Here is a 22,548-nt window from a genome sequence, read left to right as displayed (position 1 = left end):
CCTTGCCATTCTTCAGCGGTTTCTTCCGTAGGCGTCGTGGGAGGAAACCCATTCATCCGCCAGAATGGCTGACAGCAAAGACAAATCACCTGCCAGTACTGTGGCGCCCACAATCTCAGCCAGTTTACGCGCCTTGCCAGTGCCCTCACAGCCCAGCATTTTCAGGCACTCGGCCTGCGTGGCCAAGCCTGTTCCACCACCCTTGGTGGCGCAAATCACAGAGGGCAATGTGACAGAAAAATACAAATCTCCATCTGCTGTAATGTCCATGAAGACCATGCCGGTGTGGCTTTCCACCACATTGGCTTCATCTTGCCCTGTGGCAATAAACAGGGCGGCAATGCCATTGGCCGAGTGGGGGCCACTGTAGGCACTGCCTGCCAGCTGCGCGCCTATTGCACTACGTTGGCGTTGCTTGAAAATGGTTTCCGGGGTGGTGCGTGCCAGCCTTTGCAGCACTTCGCGCTTGATGGTGGCTTCCGCAATTACACGCTTGCCCCGGCTGTGCAGCAGGTTCATGTGCGAATGTTTTTTGTCTGTTTCAATGGCGCCACTCAGGGCAAAGTAACGAATGGCCTCCGGGCTGTTTTTCAACACCCATTGGCAGGCGGCATGCGTGGCCTTGCCGCACATGTTTTGCCCGGCCGCATCGCCAGTGGTGTAGTTGAAACGCGTGTACACCATGCGCGCCACTTGCCAGGTTTGAATGTGCTCCAGTTTGCCAAAGCTGGTGGTTTTTTCTGCTTCGGCTTTGACTGTGGCCAGGTTTTCATTGATCCATTGCAAAAACCGTTTGGCTGCACGGGCGTCCTCGAATTCAAACAGCGGGGCGCGTTGCATGAATTCCTCGGCCACCGTCACTTTCACGCCACCCGACTCACTCACCATGCGCATGCCCCGGCTGTAGCTGGCCACCAGTGTGCCTTCGGTCGTGGCCAGTGGCACGTAAAACCAGCCTTGTGCATGTTCGCCATGAATCAGCACTGGCCCAGCCACACCCACCGGCATTTGCACCACACCAATGAAGTTCTCGGTGTTGCTTTTCAAACTTTCAGGGGGCAGGGAATAGGTGCCGGTGTGGTGCAAGCTGGCTCCGGTTTGTTGTGTTAAAAATTCACGGCGCGCTTTGGCAGCATCTTCCGAATAGTTGTCGTCAAATCGTGGAATGGGTGTGCGGGTCATCGGCTGGCTCTTTTTTCTGCTTATTTGCGCTTGGGTTTGTTGCTGCGTGTGACTGCGGCAATTGATTCCTCGTAGCCACTCACCAGTTTGCCAATGTTCTCCAGCTTGGCCTTCAATACATCCAGTTCCATTTGGGTGCGGTCCAGTTGCATGGTCAAGTGGGCATTGTCCTTCTCCAGCCTCACTATGGTTTTGCTCAATTCGCGGTTCTCCTGTTCCAGTTCTTTGTTGGCTTGGTACATTTTCAACAAGTTGGCCTGCAAGCCTTTTACCTTGTCTTGAACACCATCCACAGTTTGCTTGATGCCCGTTTCAAACTGATTCACCTGATCAACCACGGCATTGATCAAATTGCCTGCCGGAAGACTGGATGCCCGTTTTTGAGCGACCGATTTCAGTTTTCGCAGCGCCTTGCTGCCTTTTTCCGCCATACCCATGATTGTCTCCAGTTTGTTGTTTTTTGAATTTGCTCGCCAAGAGTAGCAAGTTTCAGGAATTCGGTGGTATCGATTCGTTTCAATCCCGACAAATGAACTGCTCGCGATTGCTGTTTAATCATTCGTTTGATATATTTTTAAATCAATCGATTGAATTAATTTTGGACTTCCCCATGCTTCAAGACAAGCAGCAGTCTGCACGGCAAAAGCTGGTGCAGGCCGCACTTATCACCTTCGCCGAAAAAGGCTATGAAGGGGCCTCTACACGCGAAATCGCCGACAAGGCGGGTGCCAACATCTCCTCCATTCGCTATTACTTTGGCGACAAGGCTGGCCTTTACCGGGCGGCCTACACCGAGCCGCTGTGTGGCACGCCGTTTGAACAGGGCATTCCTGATTTGAACAGCACCGACGTGGACAAAGCCTTAAAGCAATTGTTCCGGGATTTCCTGGAGCCCTTGAAGCACGGTGAAACCTTTCGCCTGGTGATGAAATTGCATTTCCGCGAAATGATTGAACCCACTGGTGCCTGGGAGCATGAAATTGATGCGGAAATAAAGCCGCAGCACATGGCTTTGGTGAACATGCTGACTGCCTATTTTGGTTTGAGCAAACCCGACCTCGACATCCAACGCCTGGCCTTCGCAATGATGGGCATGGCCGTGAATTTTTATGTGGCTCAAGATGTGGTGGATGTAATTTGTCCCAAATTAATGAGCAATGCCAAAGCCATCGATACCCTGAGTGAACGCTTGGCTGGTTATGCCCGCGCCATGCTCGACAGTGAAAGCAAACGACGCAAACAGGATTGCAGCAAATGAAAATTCCAATGGTTTTAAGTCAGTACCCCGTCGCCACGCTTGCGGCAGTCTTGCTGTTGGGCGCTTGTTCCCCCGGCACCGAGCAAGCCGCACCTGGCGCTGCAAGTGAAACGGAAGTTCCCGGCAAAGCCAGTTTGTCGGTTGAATTGGCTGCGGTGGAGGAGAAAACCATTCCTCTGACCCTGTCCGTGAATGGCAGCGTGGCTGCCTGGCAGGAGGCAGTGATTGGATCGCAACTCAATGGGGTACGAATTGATTCTTTGCGCGCCGAAGTTGGCGATGTCGTAAAGAAGGGGCAAACGCTGGCCGTGTTCGATCAACAAACAGTGAATGCAGATTTGGCACAGGCCAAAGCGGGCGTGGCTGAAGCGCGGGCTTTGTTCGAACAGGCAAAGCTGAACGCCGATATGATTCGCAACATCACCGACCAAGGGGCAGTCAGCGCGCAAGAACGCAATCAGGTGATCGCTGCGGAAAAGTCGGCACAGGCCCGTTTGTTGTCGGCCAGGGCTTTGCAAACCCAGCAGGAAATTCGCTTGCGCAACACCACGGTCATTGCGCTGGACGACGGCGTAATCAGCGCGCGCACGGCCACCTTGGGTTCGGTGCCCGCCCCCGGGCAGGAATTGTTCCGTTTGGTTCGCCAGCAGCGCCTGGAGTGGCAAGCCGAGGTGACCGACGCAGAGTTGGCCCGAATTTCTGAAGGCATGGAAGTGACTGTGTTCAATGCGGGCGAAGCCATCCAAGGAAAGGTGCGCACACTAAGCCCAGTCATCAATGCGCAATCACGAACCGGCATGGTGTACGTCGATGTTCCCGGCGCCTACGCCAAGGGCTTGAAACCTGGCATGTACCTGCGCGGCGAGTTTGATTTGGGCCAGCAAACCGCGACAGTAATTCCGCAAACTGCGGTGATTGAGCGCGATGGCTTTACCTACGCATTCACCGTGGACGAAGCCAGCAGCAAGGTGCAGCGCATCAAGTTGCGCGTAAACAATGCGCAAGGCGAATTCATCGAGGTGTTGGAAGGTGTGAAGCCCGGTGACCAGGTGGTAAAAAGCGGTGTGGCTTTCTTGGCCCATGGTGATTTGGTGAAGGTGATTCAGTGAACGTCTCGACCTGGTCCATTAAAAACCCCATTCCGGCGGTGATGCTGTTTTTCTTGCTCACCGTGATGGGGCTGTACAGCTTTTCCAGCATGAAAATTCAGCAGTTCCCAGATATTGAACTGCCCACCGTGCTGGTCACTGCGAGTCTTCCTGGCGCGTCTCCATCACAACTTGAAAATGATGTAGCCCGAAAAATTGAAAACTCGCTCGCCACACTGCAACAACTCAAACACATTTACACCAAGATTCAAGACGGCATTGTCAGCATCACGGTCGAATTCAACCTGGAGAAAGACACACAGGAAGCCGTGGACGATGTACGGTCTGCCGTGTCGCGCGTGCGTGCCGATTTGCCCACCGATTTGCGCGACCCGGTGGTCAATAAACTGGAATTAAGTGGCTCACCCGTGCTGGCATACACCATCGCCTCCACCGCGTTTGATGAGGAAGGTTTGTCCTGGTATGTCGACGACACCATTACCAAAACCCTGTTGAATGTGAAAGGCGTCGGTGCAGTAAACCGGGTGGGTGGTGTAACACGCGAAGTGGTGGTCGAACTTGATCCCTTGAAAATGCAGGCGCTGGGTGTCAGTGCGCTGGATGTGTCGCGCCAACTGCGCAACACCCAGCTGGAAACTGCGGGTGGCCGGGCCGACCTGGGTGTGGGCGAGCAACCGCTGCGCACGATTGCCACTGTGGACAATGCCAATCAGCTGAAAGAAATTTCAATTGTGCTGAGCAATGGCCGCCGCGTGAAGTTACCTGAAATAGCAACGATTAAAGATACCATTGCCGATCGGCGATCGGCCGCCCTGCTGAATGGTCAAGATGTGGTGGGTTTCGAGATTACCCGCAGCAAAGGTGCCAGCGAGGTTGAAGTGGGCAAGGGCGTGGCCGAGGCTTTGGCGCAGTTGCAGGCGCAGCGGCCCGATCTCACCATGGTTGAGGCATTCAACTTTGTGGAGCCCGTGAAAGAAGATTTTGATGTCTCCATGAAAATGCTTTACGAAGGTGCATTTCTTGCCGTGGTGGTGGTGTGGTTTTTCTTGCGCGACTGGCGTGCCACTTTTGTGTCGGCAGTGGCCTTGCCCTTGTCGGTAATCCCGGCATTTGCGGGCATGTATTACTTGGGCTTCAGCCTTAATGTGGTGTCGCTGCTTGCCATGTCGCTGGTGGTGGGTATTTTGGTCGATGACGCCATTGTGGAAGTAGAAAACATTGTTCGCCATTTGCGCATGGGCAAAAGCCCCCTGGATGCCGCACGCGAGGCTGCTGATGAAATTGGCCTTGCCGTGATTGCAACCACCTTCACCTTGATTGCCGTGTTTCTACCCACCGCATTCATGAGCGGCATTGCCGGAAAATTTTTCAAACAGTTTGGCTGGACTGCTGCGCTGGCCGTGTTTGCTTCGCTGGTGGTGGCCCGCATGTTGACGCCCATGATGGCAGCTTACATGCTGACTTCCAAAGGCCATGAACATGAGAAAAACGAGCCCGGTAAAATGATGGCCCGTTATCTGGACTGGGTGCGCTGGGCCTTGGCCCACCGGCTTGTCACCTGCGTGGCTGCAGGTGCATTTTTCGTGGGCTCTATCATGTTGATTCCCCTGTTGCCCACCGGGTTTATTCCTCCTGATGATTTGTCGCAAACGCAGGTTTACATTGAATTACAACCGGGCAGCACTTATGAGCAAACCCGCAAAGCGGCCGAGAAGGCTCGCGAGTTAATTAGCGAAGTAGAGTATGTGCGCAGCGTGTACACCACCATTGGCGGTGGCGCAGCTGGAACCGATCCCTTCATGATGAGCGGGCAGGCTGAAGTTCGCAAAGCCACCCTTACCGTGTTGCTTGATCCCAGGGGTGAGCGCACCGTACGAAAGCAAGTGACGGAAACGCAGATGCGCGAGGCGCTGAGTAACTTGCCAGGCGTGCGTTACAAGGTGGGTTTGGGCGCCTCGGGCGAAAAGTATGTGCTGGTACTTTCTGGAGAAGATGGCGAAGCATTGTCCAAAGCAGCCAGTGAAGTGGAGCGTGATTTGCGCACCATTCCCGGTTTGGGTTCCATTGCATCCAGTGCGGCCTTGGTGCGGCCAGAAATCTGGATCAAACCCGATTTTGCCAAAGCAGCCGACTTGGGTGTAAGCACCGCAGCCATGGGCGAAACCCTGCGCGTGGCCACTGTGGGTGATTATGATGCCGCTCTGCCCAAGCTGAACCTGTCGCAGCGGCAAGTGCCCATCGTGGTTCGCCTCGACGACGAGGCCCGAAAAGATCTGAGTGTGCTTGAACGCCTTGCTGTTCCTTCAGCGAAACCAGGTGTACCCAGTGTGCCCTTGAATCAGGTGGCCACCCTGGGCATCAACGCCGGTCCATCGGTGATTGATCGCTACGACCGTGCTCGCAATGTGAACTTTGAAATTGAATTGCAAGGGCAACCGTTGGGCGATGTGGCCGCCGCAGTTCAACAATTGCCCAGCATCAAAAACCTGCCGCCGGGTGTTGCCCAACGCAACATTGGTGATGCGGAGGTAATGGAAGAATTGTTCGCTAGTTTCGGCTTGGCCATGCTCACTGGTGTGTTGTGTATTTTTGTGGTGCTGGTGCTGTTGTTCAAAGATTTCTTGCAACCGGTTACCATTCTTGCTGCATTGCCACTCAGCCTGGGTGGTGCTTTTGTGGGTTTGTTGATGGCAGGGAAAAGCTTTTCCATGCCTTCACTGATCGGTTTGATCATGCTGATGGGCATTGCCACCAAGAACTCGATTTTGCTGGTGGAGTACGCCATTGTGGCCCGCAATGAAAAGGGCATGAGTCGGCTGGATGCGGTGGTAGATGCCTGCCACAAGCGGGCTCGCCCTATCATCATGACCACCATTGCCATGGCCGCCGGCATGCTGCCCATTGCAATCGGCACGGGCGATGCAGACACCAGTTTCCGAAGCCCCATGGCGATTGCGGTGATCGGTGGTTTGATGACCTCTACTTTCCTAAGCCTCTTGGTTATTCCCGTGGTGTACACCTTGATGGATGATTTTGAGCACGGTATGAAAAACTTTTCTAAAAAATTGGGTTCAACCTTTAAGCAGTCTGGAGCACGCAAAACATGAAAGCAGCAGCACGCAAATTCAAGACCATTGAAGTCGACGGCAAGCAGCGGTATTACGAGCCTGCCCCCAAAGGCATTAGCGCGGCCAACTTCAGGAAAGTGGTAGAAAGCCGAAGGTCGGTGCGTAAGTTTACCGACAAGCCGATTCCCAAAGAAGTGCTGGATGAATGCCTGGACTTGGCCTTGCTTGCACCCTGTTCTTCAGGTTTGCAGCCCTGGGAGTTTTACGTGGTAAAAACGCCAGCCAAAAAGGCCAAATTGGTAACAGCCTGTTTGGGCCAGTTGGCTGCAAAAACCGCACAGGAACTGATTGTGTGCGTGGCGCGTGTTGATCGTGTCAGTGACTTTTCCAAGAAGATGATTAAAGAGTGGCCCATGCCGGAAGTGCCCACGCTGGTACGCCGTTACTACCAACTGATTCCCTACAACTACTCACCTGGTCCCTTGAACAGTTTTGCCATGGTGAAAAAGGCAGCATCCAATGTGGGTGGTTTGATCGCTCCCTTGCCTCGCGGCCCCTACACCCGCAGTGAAGTGGAGTTGTGGGCTGCGAAAAGTGCGGCACTGGCCTGCGAAAACCTGGTGCTGGCTTTGCGTGCGCATGGCTTTGATACCTGCATGATGGAGGGCTACGACGAAGCCCGTGTCCGTAAATTGTTGAAGCTTAACGATGATGCGTTCCCCATCATGGTGATCGGTGCTGGCGAGCGCGCCGACGACGGCGTGTTTTGGCCTCAAATCCGTTTTGAGCGGGATTTGTTTGTGCACGAAATTTAACAATCGACGTAGAACCATTTAGGTATATTTCTGCTGCGGCTATCCACTAATGCCGCATTGCATCCAGCAAGGCATCCTCTGAAGTATGAGTAATACCACTTCAGGGGACCTGTTTTGAATCACCAAAAATTACAACAATTACTTTGGCCATTGCTCATGTTGGCCGTTGCTGCTTGCTCATCTGGGTCGGACAACGCGTCTGTCGGAGCCTCGGGCAGCAACACGCAGGCCTCTGGCTTGTCGTGCAACAGCAATTCAAACGCGGCTGATGGCGCACGCTGGATGTCGGCCTGGGGTGTTACCCACGTTACCGGCACGGCGCCTGTGGAAACAACGGTACGAAACATTGCTCGAGTCACGGCCAGTGGCAATGCGGTGCGTATTCGTTTCATCAACCTGAGCGATCAACCCATGCAGATTGGTGCCGCCGCAGTAGGCCTGCGTGAGGGCGCAACAGGCGCAAACCTGAAGCTGAATACCAGCAAGGCAGTAACCTTTAATTGCGGCCAAACCAGCGCCACAATTCCGCCTCAAACTGAATCGTTTTACAGCGATCCCATCGCGTTCAAGGTCAACAACCAAGACGACCTTGCCGTGAGTTTGTATGTGAAAGGTGCGGACAATCCCGGTGAGTTCGGTGCAACCTGGATTGAATCCTACAAACTGCCCAATGGCTCAGGCGATCAAACACTCGAGGATTCTGGCGCGGGTTATGGATTGATTGATGAAACCCGTTTTTCAACTCCACCGGGTTTGCCGCTTGTTTGCAATGGTTGCACGGTGTATGCGCTGCGGGATATCGAGGTGCTAACGAAAGACGCAAAAGGTGCCATGGTGTTTTTGGGCAGCTCCAGTTTTCATGGTTATAACACCAGCCAGAATGCATTCAAGAAAATTAGCGATCTCTTGTCGGTACGCATGCTGGATGAAATCCCGGTTGGGCAACGCGACACGATTGTGAACCGTGGCATCGGCGGCGACACGCTGCAAAACGCCAGTGCGACTCGGTTGGAACGCGACGTGTTCGACACCGTGGGTGTCAGTTCGGTGGTGGTGTGGGTAACCAATGACTTGTCCAGCCGAAGTGCCGATGAAATTATCGCCAATTACCAGGAAGTGATCGCCAAGGCACATGCCAAGAAAATCAATGTGTACTGCCCCACCTGGATTCCCGGTGCGCAATCTTCGCAAGCCAACCTGAACGGAGAACGCGCCAAGCTGAACGACTGGATCTTGAACAGTGGCGAGTGTGATGGCGTGGCGGATTACAATGGTGAAGTGGAAGCGCCTGGTGGCCTTACATTCCTGCCTCAGTACAACAGTGGCGATTCTATCCACTCCAACGATGCAGGCCATGAATTGTGGGCTGCGGCTACACCGTTGAGTGAATGGGTGAGTAAGGCCAAACCTCGCTGAAATTTACTCCACCAAATACTGAACCTTGGTGACCACGCGAATTTTTTTCATTACGGTGTTCTCGCCGCCGTAATCGCCCAATGGCGCTGAAATTGAAAACAGTCCCTGAGTGGCTGTTTTCAAGGCACCCACTTTCACACCTGAATCGGCTGCAAAAGTTTGCGCAGCCTCCTTGGCATTATCGGTGGCGGCTTTCAGCATCCGGGGCTTGATGCTGTTCAAGTCAGTGAAGTAAAACTGAATAAAGCTCGACTCGACCAGAATGCCCTCGTTGAGGAACACATCGCTGTTCAGCGAGGCCTGTTCCACCGCATCCACCTTGGCGGTCTCCAGCACGAAGCCACCTTGTGCACGCCAACGTTTGCCGGGTTCTACAAAACCACCGTTTGGGTTCACGTTTTCAAAAATGGTCACCGGTTGGCGGCGAATGTCGCTGGCCTCAAAGCCCATGCCCAGCACCAAACTTTCCAGTTTTTCCAATTGTTTGGTCCAGGCCGCACCAGCGGCTTGCGGTGTTTCTGCAAGTACCGAGAAAGACAGATTCCAGCTGGCTTTGTCCGATTTCACCACTTCCTCGGCCAGGCCTCGCACCTCAATGAACTGATCATACTTGCGAAATTCCTTCACCGCAGTGGCCATTAAAAAACCGGCCACCACCACACCCGCTGCCAGCACAACAGAGCCCAGAAGGCCCATGCCGCGTTGTTGTTTCGGTGAGTACAGCGCGCTTCTTGACATGAATTTCTCCTGAATATTGGGCTTTGCTGATGTTGTACAGCTTCAACGTGAAGAACGTTTTACTTTAAATGCCGTTGTCCATTCATTGAACAAATATTTGAAGAAGGCTCCGATCAGGCTCATGGACGGTTTGGCTTCAAGACCCTCTCAAAGCCGGTTGGGAACGACCACGCCACAAGGGTTAACTAATCCAGAGCAGTGAAAGTGACAGCGCACCCGCATAAAAAACAGCCAGGGCCAGTGCACCAGTAATTTGTTGAAAAGTGGATTTGTTACCCAGTACGTTCCACAGCCACAGAGCGCCCATGGCCAGCAACATTTCCGGAATCAGGGGGTAAAGCGCAAAGCCCTGCACCTGGAGCACCTCTTGTGCATGCCACAGGTTCATGGGGCGTGCAGCCCATTCCCAAATCAGGAACCCACCCAGCGAGAGTGCTGCCACCACGGGGTAGGGTTTTGAGGTGGCCAGTGCCAGCCAGCACACTTGCCACAACAACATGATCCACAAACCCATGAAATACACGGGCACCGCTCCACCCAAGCGCACAATGCCGTGATCGGGAAAGGTCAATGTGCCCATGCGTTCCACCAGCATCCAGTCGGCGCAGGGCAGGGCAATCGAAAGCGGCAGCAAAAACTTCCACAAGCGGACCCATTCGCCGTGTCCCCTCAACACGCCAGCCAATGGAAGCGCAATGTTGTAGGCCACCGCAAACACCAGCAGTGCAACGCCCAAGGTGTTACCCGTGGTGTTCAATGCAACCGGAATGGCAACTGCAAAAAATGCGGCGTGAAACACCAAGGCATCACGAACACCCCTGGAATCGACGCGGTTCATCGCGCGGCTCCCCGTATCAAGGCATTCAGAATGTTGATGATCTCTTCGCTAAGCTCGGGAATATCGGGTGGGTTCTCCAGCATCAGCCACTCGGCCAGCAACTCATTGATGCCACCCACCAAGGCCACGCTTACCAGGTGGTAGTTGCGTTTGGGCAGCTCGCCTTTGCTCACCAAATTGTTCAGGTAGGCTTCAATCAAACCGGCCATGTCATGAATGGCTTCGCGCCGGCGTGCTTCCATCTGTGGGCTCACACCCACCACCTCAAGAACGCCCACTCGGGCATGTCGGCTGTCTTCCAGGTAGTGATGCACCATGGCGCTCACTGCCAGTGGTATTTGTTCCGACAAATTCAGCTCGGGCGCGGACATGGCTTTCAACACGCCTGCACGAAGATCTGCGATGATATTGTCGTACAGCGCGCGAAGTATCGCCTCGCGGCTGTCAAACAACTGGTAGAAGTGGCGCGCTGTTACTTTGGCTTCGCTGCACAAGGCTTCAATTGTGGTGCGCCCGTAGCCTTGCCGCGCAAACAGTTCAAGCGCTGCAGCCAGCAAACGTGCCTTGCGTTCCTCGGCGCGCTGTTCAGCAGCCACGCCTCCATAAGCCCTCGTGGGTGTTTTGCTCATTCAATGTTCACTTTTGACAAGATTTCTTGTCCAAATTATAGTGAGCTTGTTTCAGAGAGCGCAACAACAGTTTGGGTGGCCCCACCGCACGGTCGGGCAGTTTTGAGTTCGGGCGGTTTGTGGTGCCTGCCTAATTACTTGATGTAGCTGCAGCAGTAATCCACGGGTGTTTTCACTTTCAACTGGAATTTGGCGTTGGCCGGTACCTCGAATGACTGGCCACCCGTAATGGCTTTCCAGCTTTCACCTGGCAAACACACATCCATATCACCCGCCAGAATTTCCATGATTTCTTTTTCTGCGGTGCCAAATTCATAGTCGCCGGGCAGCATCACACCCAATGTTTTTTTCGTGCCATCAGCAAACAACACTGTGCGGCTGGTGACCTTGCCATCGAAATAAATATTGGCGGCTTTTACCACGGTGACATTCTCGAATTGAGCCATTTGATTTCCCTTTGAATGCAAAAAATTTGGATGCTGAATGATGCCTTAATTTCATTCGATTGCGGTGTTCTACCCCACGTATTTGCCTTCCAGAATCCCCCCAATTTTGATCCCCCTAAATGGGTTCTTTCGTGGTTTTAATACAATTTTTACAAAAAACCCTTACATCGTGTAAGTAAAAACCTGACATGTTCGGTATATTCGCTACCTAGTAAAGGTTAACCAAAAATAGTTAACCCCCCCCCATCAATCGGAATATCAGCAAGGAATTCACATGTCGAACGAAATGGGTTCTGTTCAAAGTATGGACACTTTGCCGGGCATGAACAGCACAGATTTGTCATTGGCCTCCACTGTAATTCCCGCTGATTTGTTCAACAGCATTGTGTCGCAAATCACGCAAATTGATCTTTCGCTGTTTGGCATGAACAGCCAGTTTGATGCTGCCACAGCCGCGATTTCTCCCAGGGATTTCACTGATTTCTCGCAGTCCTCCTCTCCCATTAATTCGTCCGCAGCATTTGCAGAATCCATCGTGGTTCAAAACGCTGACTTTGCTTGATTCAAGGAAAACACCATGAACTTTGACAGCCCAGTAGTAGCCTCTGTGACCAATATCGACGGCGACGTGTTCGTGAAGCGAAACGGCATTGAAACGCCTCTTCGCGAAGACATGGTGTTGCAAGCGGGTGACGTGTTGCGCTCCACCAGCAACTCCATTGCAGTGCTCAGCATTCCAGGCACACAGCAACAAATTCCGGCATTCCTCGAAATCTCCAATGGTGGTGTGGCCACACTGGGTTTTGACCCCGATGCAGGCCCCAACGGTCAGGTGGTGATTACATCCAATGCTGGCGAAGGTCTGGGCAATGTCACCTTGGTGTCCGAGTTTGATGGAGAAAACCAGGCGGCAGTGCTGGATGGTCAGGAAGCCACCGGTGAAATGAGTGGTCTCTTTGGTGCTGGCCTGCTGGGCGCTGGCGCCGGCCTGGGTGCTCTGCCATTGGCAGGTGCAGTGGGTGCTGCAGCTGTATTTGGCGGTTCAGACGATGACAACGGCGGTGGTGGCAGCGGTGGCGGAAATCCCGGCGCCTTGCCTGCAGAAAATGCGGGTGGCCTGGCAGAAACCATCAGTGACCTGACCAACAATCTGGGTGAATTGACCGAGCCCGTGCCCGTGGTGGGCGACGTGGTGAATGCCGTAGGCAACGTGATCGAATCCACTTTGGTGGGCAACAACAACGGCGGTTTGAACGGAATTTTGACAGGCTTGACCGATGGCTTGACCAGCGGGCTTGAAGCCACACCTTTGGCACCAGTGGCCAACGTGCTCGACATGGGTCTGGGCACTTTGACCGACCTGCTGGGTGTGGCCGCCAACCAGGTGAGCGGCTTCGGTGAAGGAACACCCCTAGCACCCGTGTCTGATTTGGTGGCTAGCCTGTTGGGAACCACAGGCCCCAATACCGATGGTGGTGTTGGCGGCGTGGTGGGCACCGTGGTGAACGTGGGCGACAGCGTCGGCCAACTGTTGGCCCCGGTGCCGGTGCTGGGTGACATTGCAGGCACTTTGGGTGGTGTGGTTGATTCGGTGGCCACGGGTAACAACGACGGTGGTTTGGCCGGTGTCCTTAGTGGTTTGGGGGGTGGTCTTCAAGAAGGTTTGGCCCCCACGCCTTTGGCCTTGATCGGAGAAGGCGGCAACACCTTGCTGAACACCGTGGGTGGTTTGTTGGGCGGCGTTGGCGATGCGGTGTCCTCGGTCGGTGCCAGCACACCCGCTGCACCAGTCACTAACCTGATCGGTGATCTCGCGGGTTCCTTGGGCGGTGATGTCAGTTCTGCCTTGGGCAATATTCCATTCCTCGGCGGTGCGCTGGACAGTTTGACCAGCGGGCTTGGTGGCGGCAGTGCCTTGGGCGAAATTCCACTGTTGGGCGATGTGCTTGGGGGTGATCTGCTGGGTGGTTTGACCTCATCCATCAGTTCGACCAGTGGTGCCGAGGGTGGCTTGCTCGGTGGTTTGCCATTGTTGGGTGACCTGACCAAGACACTGGGATAAATGCAGTTCAACACATACTTACAGTGCTTATCAGAATATCTCGGTTGATGTAATATTCATTGGATTGCCCGATCCGGCCCACTCGATCTACGGACTGCCCATGAAAACCCGCATCACCGAGATGTTCAACATTCAATATCCACTGGTGTGCCCCGGCATGACCTACGTGGCCAATGCCGATCTGGTGGCTGCCACAGCCAACGCGGGTGGTCTGGGTATTCTGGCCATTGGGCATTTGACGCCCGAGCAAACCCTCTCTGAAATTCGCAAGGTTCGAAGCCTGACCAACAAGCCTTTCGGCATTGGTTGCGCATTGATCATGCCGGGTGCCCGTGAAAATCTTGAAGTGGCCCTGAATGAAAAGGTACCCGTGATCAACTTCAGCCTGGGCAGCCCAGCAGATGTGTGCAAGCGTGTGCATGACTACGGCGGCAAAGTGATTGTGACTGTGGTGAATGCCAAACATGCCTTGAAGGCCGAGCAGTCGGGTGCAGATGCTTTGTTGGTGACTGGCCATGAGGCCGCAGCGCACGGCGGTGCTGTCACATCACTGGTGTTGGTGCCCGCAATCCGGCAGGTCACCAAGCTTCCAATTATCGCAGCCGGTGGTTTTGGCACGGGTGGCGGTGTGGTGGCAGCCTTGGCCTTGGGTGCTGATGGTGTGGCCATGGGCACGCGCTGGGCCGCGTCGAAAGAAAGCCCGGTGCATGCCAACACCAAAGAACTGATTGTGAAAAAGGAAGTGGAAGACACCATTTACAGCAAGAACTTTGACAGCATTCCTTGCCGGGTCATGACCACCCCCAACTCCAAAAAAATCATGTCCAAGCCATTCAATCCCGTGCGTGCCATGTGGCGCGCCTACCTGGCTGCGCGTGAAATGAACAAGCCCTTGCTGGGCATCCTCAAAGACGTCTTCAAAATGGGTTTGGAGCAAACACTCACGGTTACCTTTTACGGTGCTGCCGTTTTGCAAATCAAGAAAGCCACCATTGAAGGCAATCACACGCAGGGCGTGCAGTTGATTGGTCAGGTGCAAGGTTTGGTGCAGGACGTTCCCACGGTTGAGGAATTGACCCAGCGCGTGATGCGAGAGGTGGAAGAGGCCTTGGAACAGGTGAACCAGTTGGCTGGAAATGCGGTGGGCATTGCACCCGCTGCACCCGAGAAGATCACACGCATCGCTTGACCGGAATTATCAATTTTTTGTGAGCTTCAGGGCGTTTCTTTTTGCCCGGCTTCCTCTATGATCAAGTGAGAAAATCACAAAATCCGATCCAAGCGGGTTTGAAAATCAGGAGGAGCAGATGAAGACAGAACACGACTACATCGTGGTGGGTGGTGGTTCCGGTGGCTGTGCCATGGCAGGTCGCCTCAGCGAAGACTCAGCACTCGATGTATGCCTTCTTGAAGCCGGCGGCGACGGCACCGGCAACCTCATCAATATTCCCAGCGGTGCAGTGGCCATGTTGCCCACCAAAATCAACAACTGGGCCTTTGAAACTACACCGCAGCCTGGCTTGAATGGCCGCAAGGGCTATCAGCCGCGCGGCAAAACCTTGGGCGGTTCATCAGCCATCAATGCCATGGTGTACATCCGTGGTACGGCATCTGATTATGATCGTTGGGCCCATGAAGAAGGTTGCAGCGGCTGGTCTTACAAAGACGTGCTGCCTTATTTCAAACTCAGCGAATGCAACGAGCGTATTCGTGATGCCTACCACGGCAACAGCGGCCCGCTGAACGTGGCTGATTTGCGTTCCGACAATCCCTTTCAGCAAATCTATCTTGAGGCTGGCAAACAGGCAGGCTTCAAAATCAATCACGACTTCAACGGGGCCGATCAGGAAGGCGTAGGCATTTATCAGGTGACCCAAAAAAATGGTGAACGCTGGAGCGCTGCGCGTGCCTATCTGTTTCCGCACTTGCACCGTAAAAACCTCACTGTGCACACCAAGGCCATGGTTCAGCGTGTGTTGTTTGAAGGCAAGCGTGCTGTAGGAGTTGAGGTGTCCATCAACGGTCAGGTTACTGTGTTGAAAGCACGCAAGGAAATCGTTTTGACCGCGGGCGCCATTCAAACGCCGCAATTATTGATGGTTTCCGGCGTGGGCGATTCATCCGAGTTGGCTCGCCACGACATTGATGTGGTTCATCACCTGCCGGGTGTGGGCAAAAACCTGCAGGATCATCCCGACTTTATTTTTGGTTACTCCACCAAAAGCCTGGATACACTCGGCCTGTCGATTCGCGGCGGCATTCGTTTGTTGCGTGAAATTTTCCGCTACCGCAAACATCGCAGGGGTGCGCTTACCAGCAACTTCGCTGAAGGTGGTGCGTTTCTAAAAACCAGCCCCGAACTGAAAGATCCCAACGTTCAATTGCACTTCGTGGTGGCCATGGTGGATGACCACGCCCGCAAAATGCACATGGGCCACGGTTTTTCCTGCCACGTGTGTTTGTTGCGCCCGCGCAGCCGCGGAAGCCTTACCCTGCAGGGCAACACCATGGACACGCCACCCTTGATCGACATTGGTTTTTTGAAAGACCCACGCGATCTGGATGAGTTGGTTGAAGGTTTCAAACTGACCCGCAAGATCATGCATGCACCGGCCCTGGCGAAGTTTATCGTGAAAGACAAATTCACCGAGAACGTGCACACCGACGATGAAATTCGTGAAGTGTTGCGCAACCGCGTGGACACGGTTTACCACCCCACTGGCACCTGCAAAATGGGCACCGATTCCATGGCGGTGGTGGATCCACAATTGCGGGTGCACGGGCTTGAAGGCCTGCGCATTGTCGATGCGTCTGTGATGCCAAGCCTGATCGGTGGCAACACCAATGGCCCTGTCATGATGATGGCTGAAAAAGCCGTGGATCTCATTCGTGGCGTGTCGCGCGTGCCCGCACTTGAACAGGCCGAGCACAATGCAAGAGCACGTCAGGAACACTTGGCGCAGGCGCTTGTTGCACAGCCGGTGTGAGTGCATCAATGAGCAAGCCTTTTGAGTTCCTATTCAGGGTGCGTTATGGCGAATGCGACGCGCAAGGTGTGGTGTTCAATGCCCGGTATGGTGACTACACCGATTTGGCGGTGAATGAATATTTGCGGGCTGCGCTGGGTGGTTATCCAGAACTGGTGCGCCTGGGTTATGAAACCCAGGTGGTGCGTTTGCTCACCGAGTGGAAGGCCCCGGCTCATTACGATGAGGTGCTGAAAGCCAGCGTGTATCCCAGCCATTTTGGCAATACGAGTTTCACCTTGACTGTTGTGTTTGTGAATAGAGCCACCGGTGCTTTGGTGGCCACTTCACAAGCCACTTATGTGTTGGTCGATGCCAAAGAATTCACCAAGCAAATTATTCCGGCTGAAATAAAAAGCGCCCTGCTAGAGGGCGCTGTGGGCAAGCAGATCAATCAGGCTGGCTGATCAGACCACCAGCGAATAACGCTGAATCACTCGTGCACGCTTGCGCGGATGAATGTTGATTTTTTGCGCATTCTTGCCTGCCACTTCCAGCAACCTTGGGTTCATGATGGCAAACCACAGGGGTGGTACATAGGCAATCAGGAACATGCCGAAGTATCCCGATGGCAAACTGGGCAGCTCCGGAAAATCACGCAGCGACTGGTAACTGCGTGCCGGGTTGGCATGGTGATCCGAATGGCGTTGCAATTGAAACACCACGAGGTTAGACACCAAATGATTGCTGTTCCAGGAGTGGTGTGGGGCGCAACGTTCGTATTCACCATTGGGTAGTTTTTGGCGCATCAGGCCGTAGTGCTCAATGTAGTTGGCACTGGTCAACTGAAATGCACCCCAAAAAGCCACCACTGCCAACACGGGCACCATGGGCCAGCCAAACATGGCGATCAGAGCGGTGTACATCACCAAGGTCATGGCACCGGCTTGCAGCATTTCATTGCCGGCATTCCAGCGGCTTTTGCCTGCGCGTTCCAGGCGTTCACTTTCGAGCCTCCAGGCGCGTTTGAATGCCCCTGGGATTTCACGCAACATGAATTCATAAATGTGCTCACCCATGCGTGAGGTGGCCGGGTCTTCCGGTGTGGCCACATCGCGGTGGTGGCCACGGTTGTGTTCAATTGAGAAGTGACCATAGCCACCCAGCGAGAGGGTGAACAGCGCCAGTGCTTTGTCCAGCTTGCGCTTTTTGTGGCCCATTTCATGACCCAGGTTCAAGCCAAAGCCCAGCAGCGAGCCTGTGGTAATGGCCACGGCCAACCAGTGCAGCCAGTGCAAATCGTGCGTGGCCAGAAAAATCACGTTGAACAAAAAACCGAAGGTAATAATGGGCACCAGCAGGTAGGTGATCACGCGGTAGTACTTGGTGTTCTCAAGTTCGGGCACGGCCTGTTCAGGCGGGTTTTGTTTGTCTTCGCCAAACACAAAATCGAGCACGGGCAAACCCAGATAGAAAAACGCCAGGAACACCCACAGCCACTGCGTGTGGCCGGTGTAGAGGTACATGATCGGGCCGAGCGGCGCGGCAAAGGGCGCAATTACAGAAAGCAGCCACAAGTATTTCTTGGGATCTTTGTATTGGGTTGCGGGCATGGTGTTCGATGTCATTGTTGTGCACCAGGTGGTTCAGGATGGTTTTATCTTAGGCCTGCAAGGCGATGGACAACACCGCACAGGGTGGCATAAGATCGTCATAAAGTGACAAAAACAAAACAACAACAAGCACCACGAGACAACACACTTGACCCAATCTCTGTATGAATCAGTCGCAGCCTTAAAGCCTGCATTGCACCCGGTGTACGCGCGTTTGCTGTGCGCCGAGTTGCAGCGTCGCGGCTATTCGCCGGAGCAAATTCTGGAAGGCCTGCCCTTGAACTGGCAGCAGCTTCACGAAAGCAACCAGTTCATGAGTTTTGACCAGATGCGCCAGTTGATTGAGCGTGGCGTGCAACTTAGCCGATGCCCCTGGCTGGGTTTGGAGGTGGGTTTGAGAACACCGGCATCGGCCCACGGCACGCTCGGTGCAGCCATGATTGCCAGCAAGAATTTGCCCAGCGCCATGTTACTGCTGCAGCGCTACGCGGGCTTGCGCCAAAACCTCGCCAATTTGAAGTTTGAACATGAACCCGAGTTTGCCGCGGTGCTTGAAGAATGGGTTGATCTAGGCCCGGTTCGCGAGTACCTGCATTGCCAGTTGCTCGGTGGTTTGGTGCAGTTGCTCACAGCGATGACCGGGCAAGAACTGCCACCGCAACTTCGAATCGAGTGGCCGTTTGAAGCCCCGCCCTGGGTCCATGAATATCAGCGAATTGCGCAACATAACAGCTTTGGGCATGCGCAGTTGCGTGTGGTGTTGGGCAGCACTCTGGTGAACAGCCCCAGCCTGGCTGCCGATGATGAAGCCTTGCAGCGCTTGCTTCGCGATTGTGATTTGCAGTTGCAGCGTCTTCAAGCCGGCGGCACCTTGGCCCAGCGCGTGCGCATGCTGTTGCAGCAAACCGAAGGGCACATGCCCACCTTGCAAAGCATGGCTTCCAGGGAAAACCTGACCGAACGCACCTTCATGCGCCACCTGCAGGCTGAGGGCACCAGCTTTCAGCAATTGTTGGATGAAGTGCGGCAAGAACGCGCCTGCTGGTTGCTGGCACACACCCACACCACCGTTGAAGAAATTGCCCATGCCTTGGGCTACGAAGATGCATCCAATTTCAGCCGAACATTCAAACGCTGGTGCGGCCAAACCCCCAAGGAATACCGGCTGGCACATGCGGCGTGAAAGTGCATGCCACCCCTTAATTTGTTTCTAATTGACGTAATATTTTAATAACTTTGTAATGTTTTATTGATCCAACCATCGAGGTATTGAAATGCCAGCAGTTATGCAAAATCAAGCACACGCCAAGTTACTTGAGCCATTGAACCTGGGTTTCACCACCTTGAAGAACCGCGTCATCATGGGTTCCATGCACACTGGGCTTGAAGAAGAGCCACCAGAAAAACTGGCTGCTTTTTTTGCACGCCGCGCGCAAGGCGACGTGGGCTTGATGATCACAGGTGGTTTTGCCACTTCTGAAACTGCCGTGCTGTGGCCCGGTGCTGGCCGCATGACCAGCGAGCAAGATGCAATTCGTCACCGCACCGTGACCGATGCCGTGCATGCTGCAGGCGGCAAAATTGCCATTCAATTGCTGCACGCAGGTCGCCAGGCCTACAACGTGAACATGGTGTCGGCTTCGGCTAAGCAGTCTCCCATTTTTCCATTCACACCCCGTGAATTGACGCCCGCTGAAATTGAGCAGGAAATTGATGGCTTTGCCAATGCCGCCGCCTACGCAAAAATGGCGGGTTACGATGGTGTGGAAGTGATGGGTTCCGAGGGTTATTTGCTCAACCAGTTCCTGACCGAGCGCGGCAATGAACGCACCGACGAATGGGGCGGCACTTTCGAAAAACGCATGCGCTTCCCACTGGAAGTGGTGCGCCGTATTCGCGCCAAAGTGGGTGCGGAATTTATTATCGTGTACCGCATGTCCATGCTTGACCTTGTGCCCGATGGTCAAAGCCTTGAAGAAACCCTGCTGCTGGCCCGCGAGCTGGAAAAAGCAGGCGTGACCATTTTGAACACAGGCATTGGCTGGCACGAAGCAAAAATTCCAACCATCGCCACGCAGGTGCCACGTGGCGCATTCACTTGGGCCACGCGCAAAATCAAGGAAGTGGTGTCCATTCCAGTGGCAGCTTCGAACCGCTTGAATATGCCGGGCGATGCGGAGCGGGTTTTGCAAAACGGTGATGCAGACATGATCGCCATGGCACGCCCCTTCCTGGCCGACCCCGACTGGGTTTTAAAAACCAAAGAAGGCCGGGTGGATGAAATCAACACCTGCATTGGTTGCAACCAGGCTTGCTTGGACCACACCTTTGGTGGCAAGCGTTGCAGCTGTTTGGTGAACCCACAGGCTTGCCACGAAACCGAGCTTGTTTTTGTCAAAACCACCACGAAGAAAAAAGTGGCGGTGGTGGGGGCAGGCCCGGCCGGCATGTCGTTCTCGCTGACGGCTGCACAGCGCGGTCACGCAGTCACCCTGTTTGATGAAGCAAAGGAAATCGGCGGGCAATTCAACATCGCCAAGCAAGTGCCCGGCAAAGAAGAATTTCATGAAACCATTCGTTACTTCAACACCATGCTGAAGAAGGAAGGCGTGAACTTGCAACTGGGCAAGCGGGTCAGTGCCGATGATTTGAAAGATTTTGATGAAGTGGTGCTGGCCACGGGCATTATTCCCAATGTGCCCAGCCTGCCGGGTGTTGATCACCCCAAAGTGATGGGTTATCTCGATGTGTTGAAGCACGGCAAGCCGGTGGGCCAGCGTGTGGCCATTGTGGGCGGTGGCGGCATTGGTGTGGATACGGCTGAGTTTCTAACCCATCACGAAAATGAGCATGGTGTTGCACAATCACCTTCCACCAGCATTGAAGACTTCTGCGAATTCTGGGGCATTGATCGCGATCAAAAAGCGCGTGGTGGCATTGCCGGTGTCAAAGCCAATCCCGAAAAGGCCACACGCCAAATCACCATTCTTCAACGCAAGCCCAAGAAAATTGCGGGCCCCGGTAAAACCACAGGCTGGATCCACCGTGCTGCGCTGGAAGCCAAGGGCGTGCGTTTGTTGTCGGGTGTGGAATACATCGGCGTTGAGGATGCAGGCTTGCGCATTCGCACACCCGATGGTGCCGAGCATTTGCTGGAAGTCGACAACGTGATTGTGTGTGCAGGTCAGCACCCCAACCGTGAGCTGGAAGAATCAGTTCTCGCCTTGGGCAAGCCAGTACACATCATTGGTGGTGCATTCAAGGCCGCCGAGTTGGACGCCAAGGAAGCCATCAACCAAGGTGCCCGCTTGGCCGCAACCGTGTGATTGCTCGGGACGTCAACAACAAGGTTGTTTTTCCAACAGCCTATACGCGCACATTGGCGCGTGAGCAGGGGCTGGATCACAAGGGTCAGCTTCTGTTGTTGAAAGGCACGCGCCTTGCACCGGCTGATCTGCTTGAACTGAACAAATACATTGATGCAGAAACCCAAGCAGTGATTGTGCGCAACGCACTGCAACTCAGCGGCAACCCGGCCTTGGGTTTGCGCTGGGGGGCAAACTTGCACCTGGCTGCGCACGGACCATTGGGCACCTTGATTGCTTCATCGCCCACTTTGGGCCACGCCTGGAAAGCCACTGAAAAGTTTCATGACATACGTGGCGGTTTTGCCCGCATGGAAGGCCACATTGCGAGCGATCACTTTGCGGTGATCATCAACATGGGCATCGCACTGGACGAAGTGGGGCGCTTTTTCTGTGAAGCCGTGCTGGCCACCATGGTCAACCACCTAGGCATGATCATTGGTAATTCAAAGCCTGCCTTGCGAGTGGAGCTGGCGTATTCTGCCCCGGCCTATGCCGATCAATACTCCGAGTTTTTGCACGCTCCCTGTTTGTTTGACAAGCCCAAAACAAAAATCGTGATTCCCCATGGTTTGGCGCTGATGCAAAATCCCATGGCCGACCCGGAGACCCATGCCATGGCGTTGGCACGCTGCGAGCAGTTGTTGCTTGAGCAAAGGCGACCCAGCAGTTGGGCGGCCAGAGTGACCGAACTGTTGCGCAGCAACCCTGGGCAAATATGGACTTGTGAGCAAGTGGCAAGCCACTTTCATTTGTCATCGCGCACCTTGATGCGCTACCTGCGCGATGAACGCACCAGCTACCAGACCCTGCGCGATTCTGAACTGGCCCGGCAGGCCAAACTCAGCCTGCTGGTCAGCAACAACACGGTTGAATCGGTGGCACTTAGCCTGGGGTATCAAGAGGTGTCCAACTTCAGGCGTGCCTTCAAGCGCTGGTTTGGCATGTCACCCCAGGCATTTATTGAGCAGAGCAGGGTAAATTAAGACACTCTGTCGCTATTTACCCCCATTGTGTCCGGCTTTGCCCTAGGCCAAATTGAA

General features: G+C 54.2%; 20 protein-coding genes. 13 read left to right on the top strand and 7 right to left on the bottom strand.

Translation table 11 applies throughout. From position 1 onward, the window contains the following. Positions 1–12: 12 nt before the first annotated feature. Positions 13–1,182: a hydroxymethylglutaryl-CoA reductase gene (locus PY990_RS04190; RefSeq protein WP_275270541.1), complete on the bottom strand. Its 1,170-nt coding sequence runs from the start codon at positions 1,180–1,182 to the stop codon at positions 13–15. Between the two features lie 20 nt (positions 1,183–1,202). Continuing rightward, positions 1,203–1,619: a hypothetical protein gene (locus PY990_RS04185; RefSeq protein ID WP_275270540.1), complete on the bottom strand. Its 417-nt coding sequence runs from the start codon at positions 1,617–1,619 to the stop codon at positions 1,203–1,205. Between the two features lie 173 nt (positions 1,620–1,792). Here PY990_RS04185 and PY990_RS04180 point away from each other — a divergent pair, with 173 nt between their 5' ends. From PY990_RS04180 to PY990_RS04160, 5 genes are all read left to right on the top strand, one after another. Next, positions 1,793–2,440, top strand: a complete 648-nt coding sequence (locus PY990_RS04180; RefSeq protein WP_105029526.1) for a CerR family C-terminal domain-containing protein — start codon at positions 1,793–1,795, stop codon at positions 2,438–2,440. Continuing rightward, the gene (locus PY990_RS04175; protein WP_275270539.1) at positions 2,437–3,549 is read left to right on the top strand and encodes an efflux RND transporter periplasmic adaptor subunit; all 1,113 of its coding nucleotides are present in this window, start codon (positions 2,437–2,439) and stop codon (positions 3,547–3,549) included. The genes PY990_RS04180 and PY990_RS04175 overlap by 4 nt, the downstream gene beginning before the upstream one ends. After that, positions 3,546–6,656 (top strand): efflux RND transporter permease subunit, encoded by a 3,111-nt coding sequence (locus PY990_RS04170; RefSeq protein ID WP_275270538.1) that lies wholly within the window; start codon positions 3,546–3,548, stop codon positions 6,654–6,656. Before PY990_RS04175 ends, PY990_RS04170 begins: the two co-directional genes overlap by 4 nt. Continuing rightward, the gene (locus PY990_RS04165; protein ID WP_275270537.1) at positions 6,653–7,432 is read left to right on the top strand and encodes a nitroreductase family protein; all 780 of its coding nucleotides are present in this window, start codon (positions 6,653–6,655) and stop codon (positions 7,430–7,432) included. The genes PY990_RS04170 and PY990_RS04165 overlap by 4 nt, the downstream gene beginning before the upstream one ends. A gap of 114 nt (positions 7,433–7,546) precedes the next feature. Continuing rightward, positions 7,547–8,848 carry a GDSL-type esterase/lipase family protein gene (locus tag PY990_RS04160; protein ID WP_275270536.1) on the top strand — a complete coding sequence of 434 codons (1,302 nt, stop codon included), beginning with the start codon at positions 7,547–7,549 and terminating at the stop codon, positions 8,846–8,848. A 3-nt stretch (positions 8,849–8,851) separates the two neighbouring features. Here PY990_RS04160 and PY990_RS04155 read toward each other — a convergent pair whose 3' ends face one another. The 4 genes from PY990_RS04155 to ppnP form a co-directional block, all read right to left on the bottom strand. Next, positions 8,852–9,586, bottom strand: a complete 735-nt coding sequence (locus PY990_RS04155; protein WP_275270535.1) for an SIMPL domain-containing protein — start codon at positions 9,584–9,586, stop codon at positions 8,852–8,854. A 181-nt stretch (positions 9,587–9,767) separates the two neighbouring features. After that, positions 9,768–10,424, bottom strand: a complete 657-nt coding sequence (locus PY990_RS04150) for a DUF6989 domain-containing protein (protein WP_275270534.1) — start codon at positions 10,422–10,424, stop codon at positions 9,768–9,770. Further along, the gene (locus PY990_RS04145) at positions 10,421–11,053 is read right to left on the bottom strand and encodes a TetR/AcrR family transcriptional regulator (RefSeq protein WP_105029518.1); all 633 of its coding nucleotides are present in this window, start codon (positions 11,051–11,053) and stop codon (positions 10,421–10,423) included. The genes PY990_RS04150 and PY990_RS04145 overlap by 4 nt, the downstream gene beginning before the upstream one ends. A gap of 134 nt (positions 11,054–11,187) precedes the next feature. Beyond that, complete coding sequence (gene ppnP, locus PY990_RS04140) at positions 11,188–11,499, bottom strand: pyrimidine/purine nucleoside phosphorylase (RefSeq protein ID WP_105029517.1); 312 nt, start codon at positions 11,497–11,499, stop codon at positions 11,188–11,190. A gap of 274 nt (positions 11,500–11,773) precedes the next feature. On the opposite strand from ppnP, the gene PY990_RS04135 reads away from it, so the two are divergent. The 5 genes from PY990_RS04135 to PY990_RS04115 all read left to right on the top strand — a co-directional run bounded on the left by PY990_RS04135 (position 11,774) and on the right by PY990_RS04115 (position 16,994). After that, positions 11,774–12,061, top strand: a complete 288-nt coding sequence (locus PY990_RS04135; protein ID WP_105029516.1) for a hypothetical protein — start codon at positions 11,774–11,776, stop codon at positions 12,059–12,061. Positions 12,062–12,076: 15 nt separating this feature from the next. Further along, positions 12,077–13,561 carry a hypothetical protein gene (locus PY990_RS04130; RefSeq protein WP_275270533.1) on the top strand — a complete coding sequence of 495 codons (1,485 nt, stop codon included), beginning with the start codon at positions 12,077–12,079 and terminating at the stop codon, positions 13,559–13,561. A gap of 100 nt (positions 13,562–13,661) precedes the next feature. Continuing rightward, positions 13,662–14,750 (top strand): NAD(P)H-dependent flavin oxidoreductase, encoded by a 1,089-nt coding sequence (locus PY990_RS04125; RefSeq protein WP_275270532.1) that lies wholly within the window; start codon positions 13,662–13,664, stop codon positions 14,748–14,750. A gap of 118 nt (positions 14,751–14,868) precedes the next feature. Then, the gene (locus PY990_RS04120; protein ID WP_275270531.1) at positions 14,869–16,548 is read left to right on the top strand and encodes a GMC family oxidoreductase; all 1,680 of its coding nucleotides are present in this window, start codon (positions 14,869–14,871) and stop codon (positions 16,546–16,548) included. 8 nt (positions 16,549–16,556) lie between these two features. Further along, entirely contained in the window at positions 16,557–16,994 is a 438-nt protein-coding gene (locus PY990_RS04115) for an acyl-CoA thioesterase (protein ID WP_275270530.1), read from the top strand. On the opposite strand, the gene PY990_RS04110 is transcribed toward PY990_RS04115, so the two are convergent. Continuing rightward, a complete protein-coding gene (locus PY990_RS04110) occupies positions 16,995–18,155 on the bottom strand; it encodes an alkane 1-monooxygenase (protein ID WP_275270529.1) in 1,161 nt (386 codons plus the stop codon). A 133-nt stretch (positions 18,156–18,288) separates the two neighbouring features. Here PY990_RS04110 and PY990_RS04105 point away from each other — a divergent pair, with 133 nt between their 5' ends. The 3 genes from PY990_RS04105 (at position 18,289) to PY990_RS04095 (ending at position 22,491) form a co-directional block, all read left to right on the top strand. Continuing rightward, complete coding sequence (locus tag PY990_RS04105) at positions 18,289–19,323, top strand: AraC family transcriptional regulator (RefSeq protein ID WP_105029509.1); 1,035 nt, start codon at positions 18,289–18,291, stop codon at positions 19,321–19,323. 103 nt (positions 19,324–19,426) lie between these two features. Beyond that, the gene (locus PY990_RS04100; protein WP_413789499.1) at positions 19,427–21,466 is read left to right on the top strand and encodes an oxidoreductase; all 2,040 of its coding nucleotides are present in this window, start codon (positions 19,427–19,429) and stop codon (positions 21,464–21,466) included. Further along, positions 21,463–22,491, top strand: coding sequence for an AraC family transcriptional regulator (locus PY990_RS04095; RefSeq protein ID WP_275270527.1), 1,029 nt, complete (start codon positions 21,463–21,465; stop codon positions 22,489–22,491). The genes PY990_RS04100 and PY990_RS04095 overlap by 4 nt, the downstream gene beginning before the upstream one ends. Positions 22,492–22,548: the final 57 nt, after the last annotated feature.

This window comes from Limnobacter olei (assembly GCF_029087225.1).
Classification (GTDB): domain Bacteria; phylum Pseudomonadota; class Gammaproteobacteria; order Burkholderiales; family Burkholderiaceae_B; genus Limnobacter; species Limnobacter olei.
Note: the sequence above shows the minus strand (reverse complement) of the source record. Positions and strands in the feature narration are given on the sequence as shown.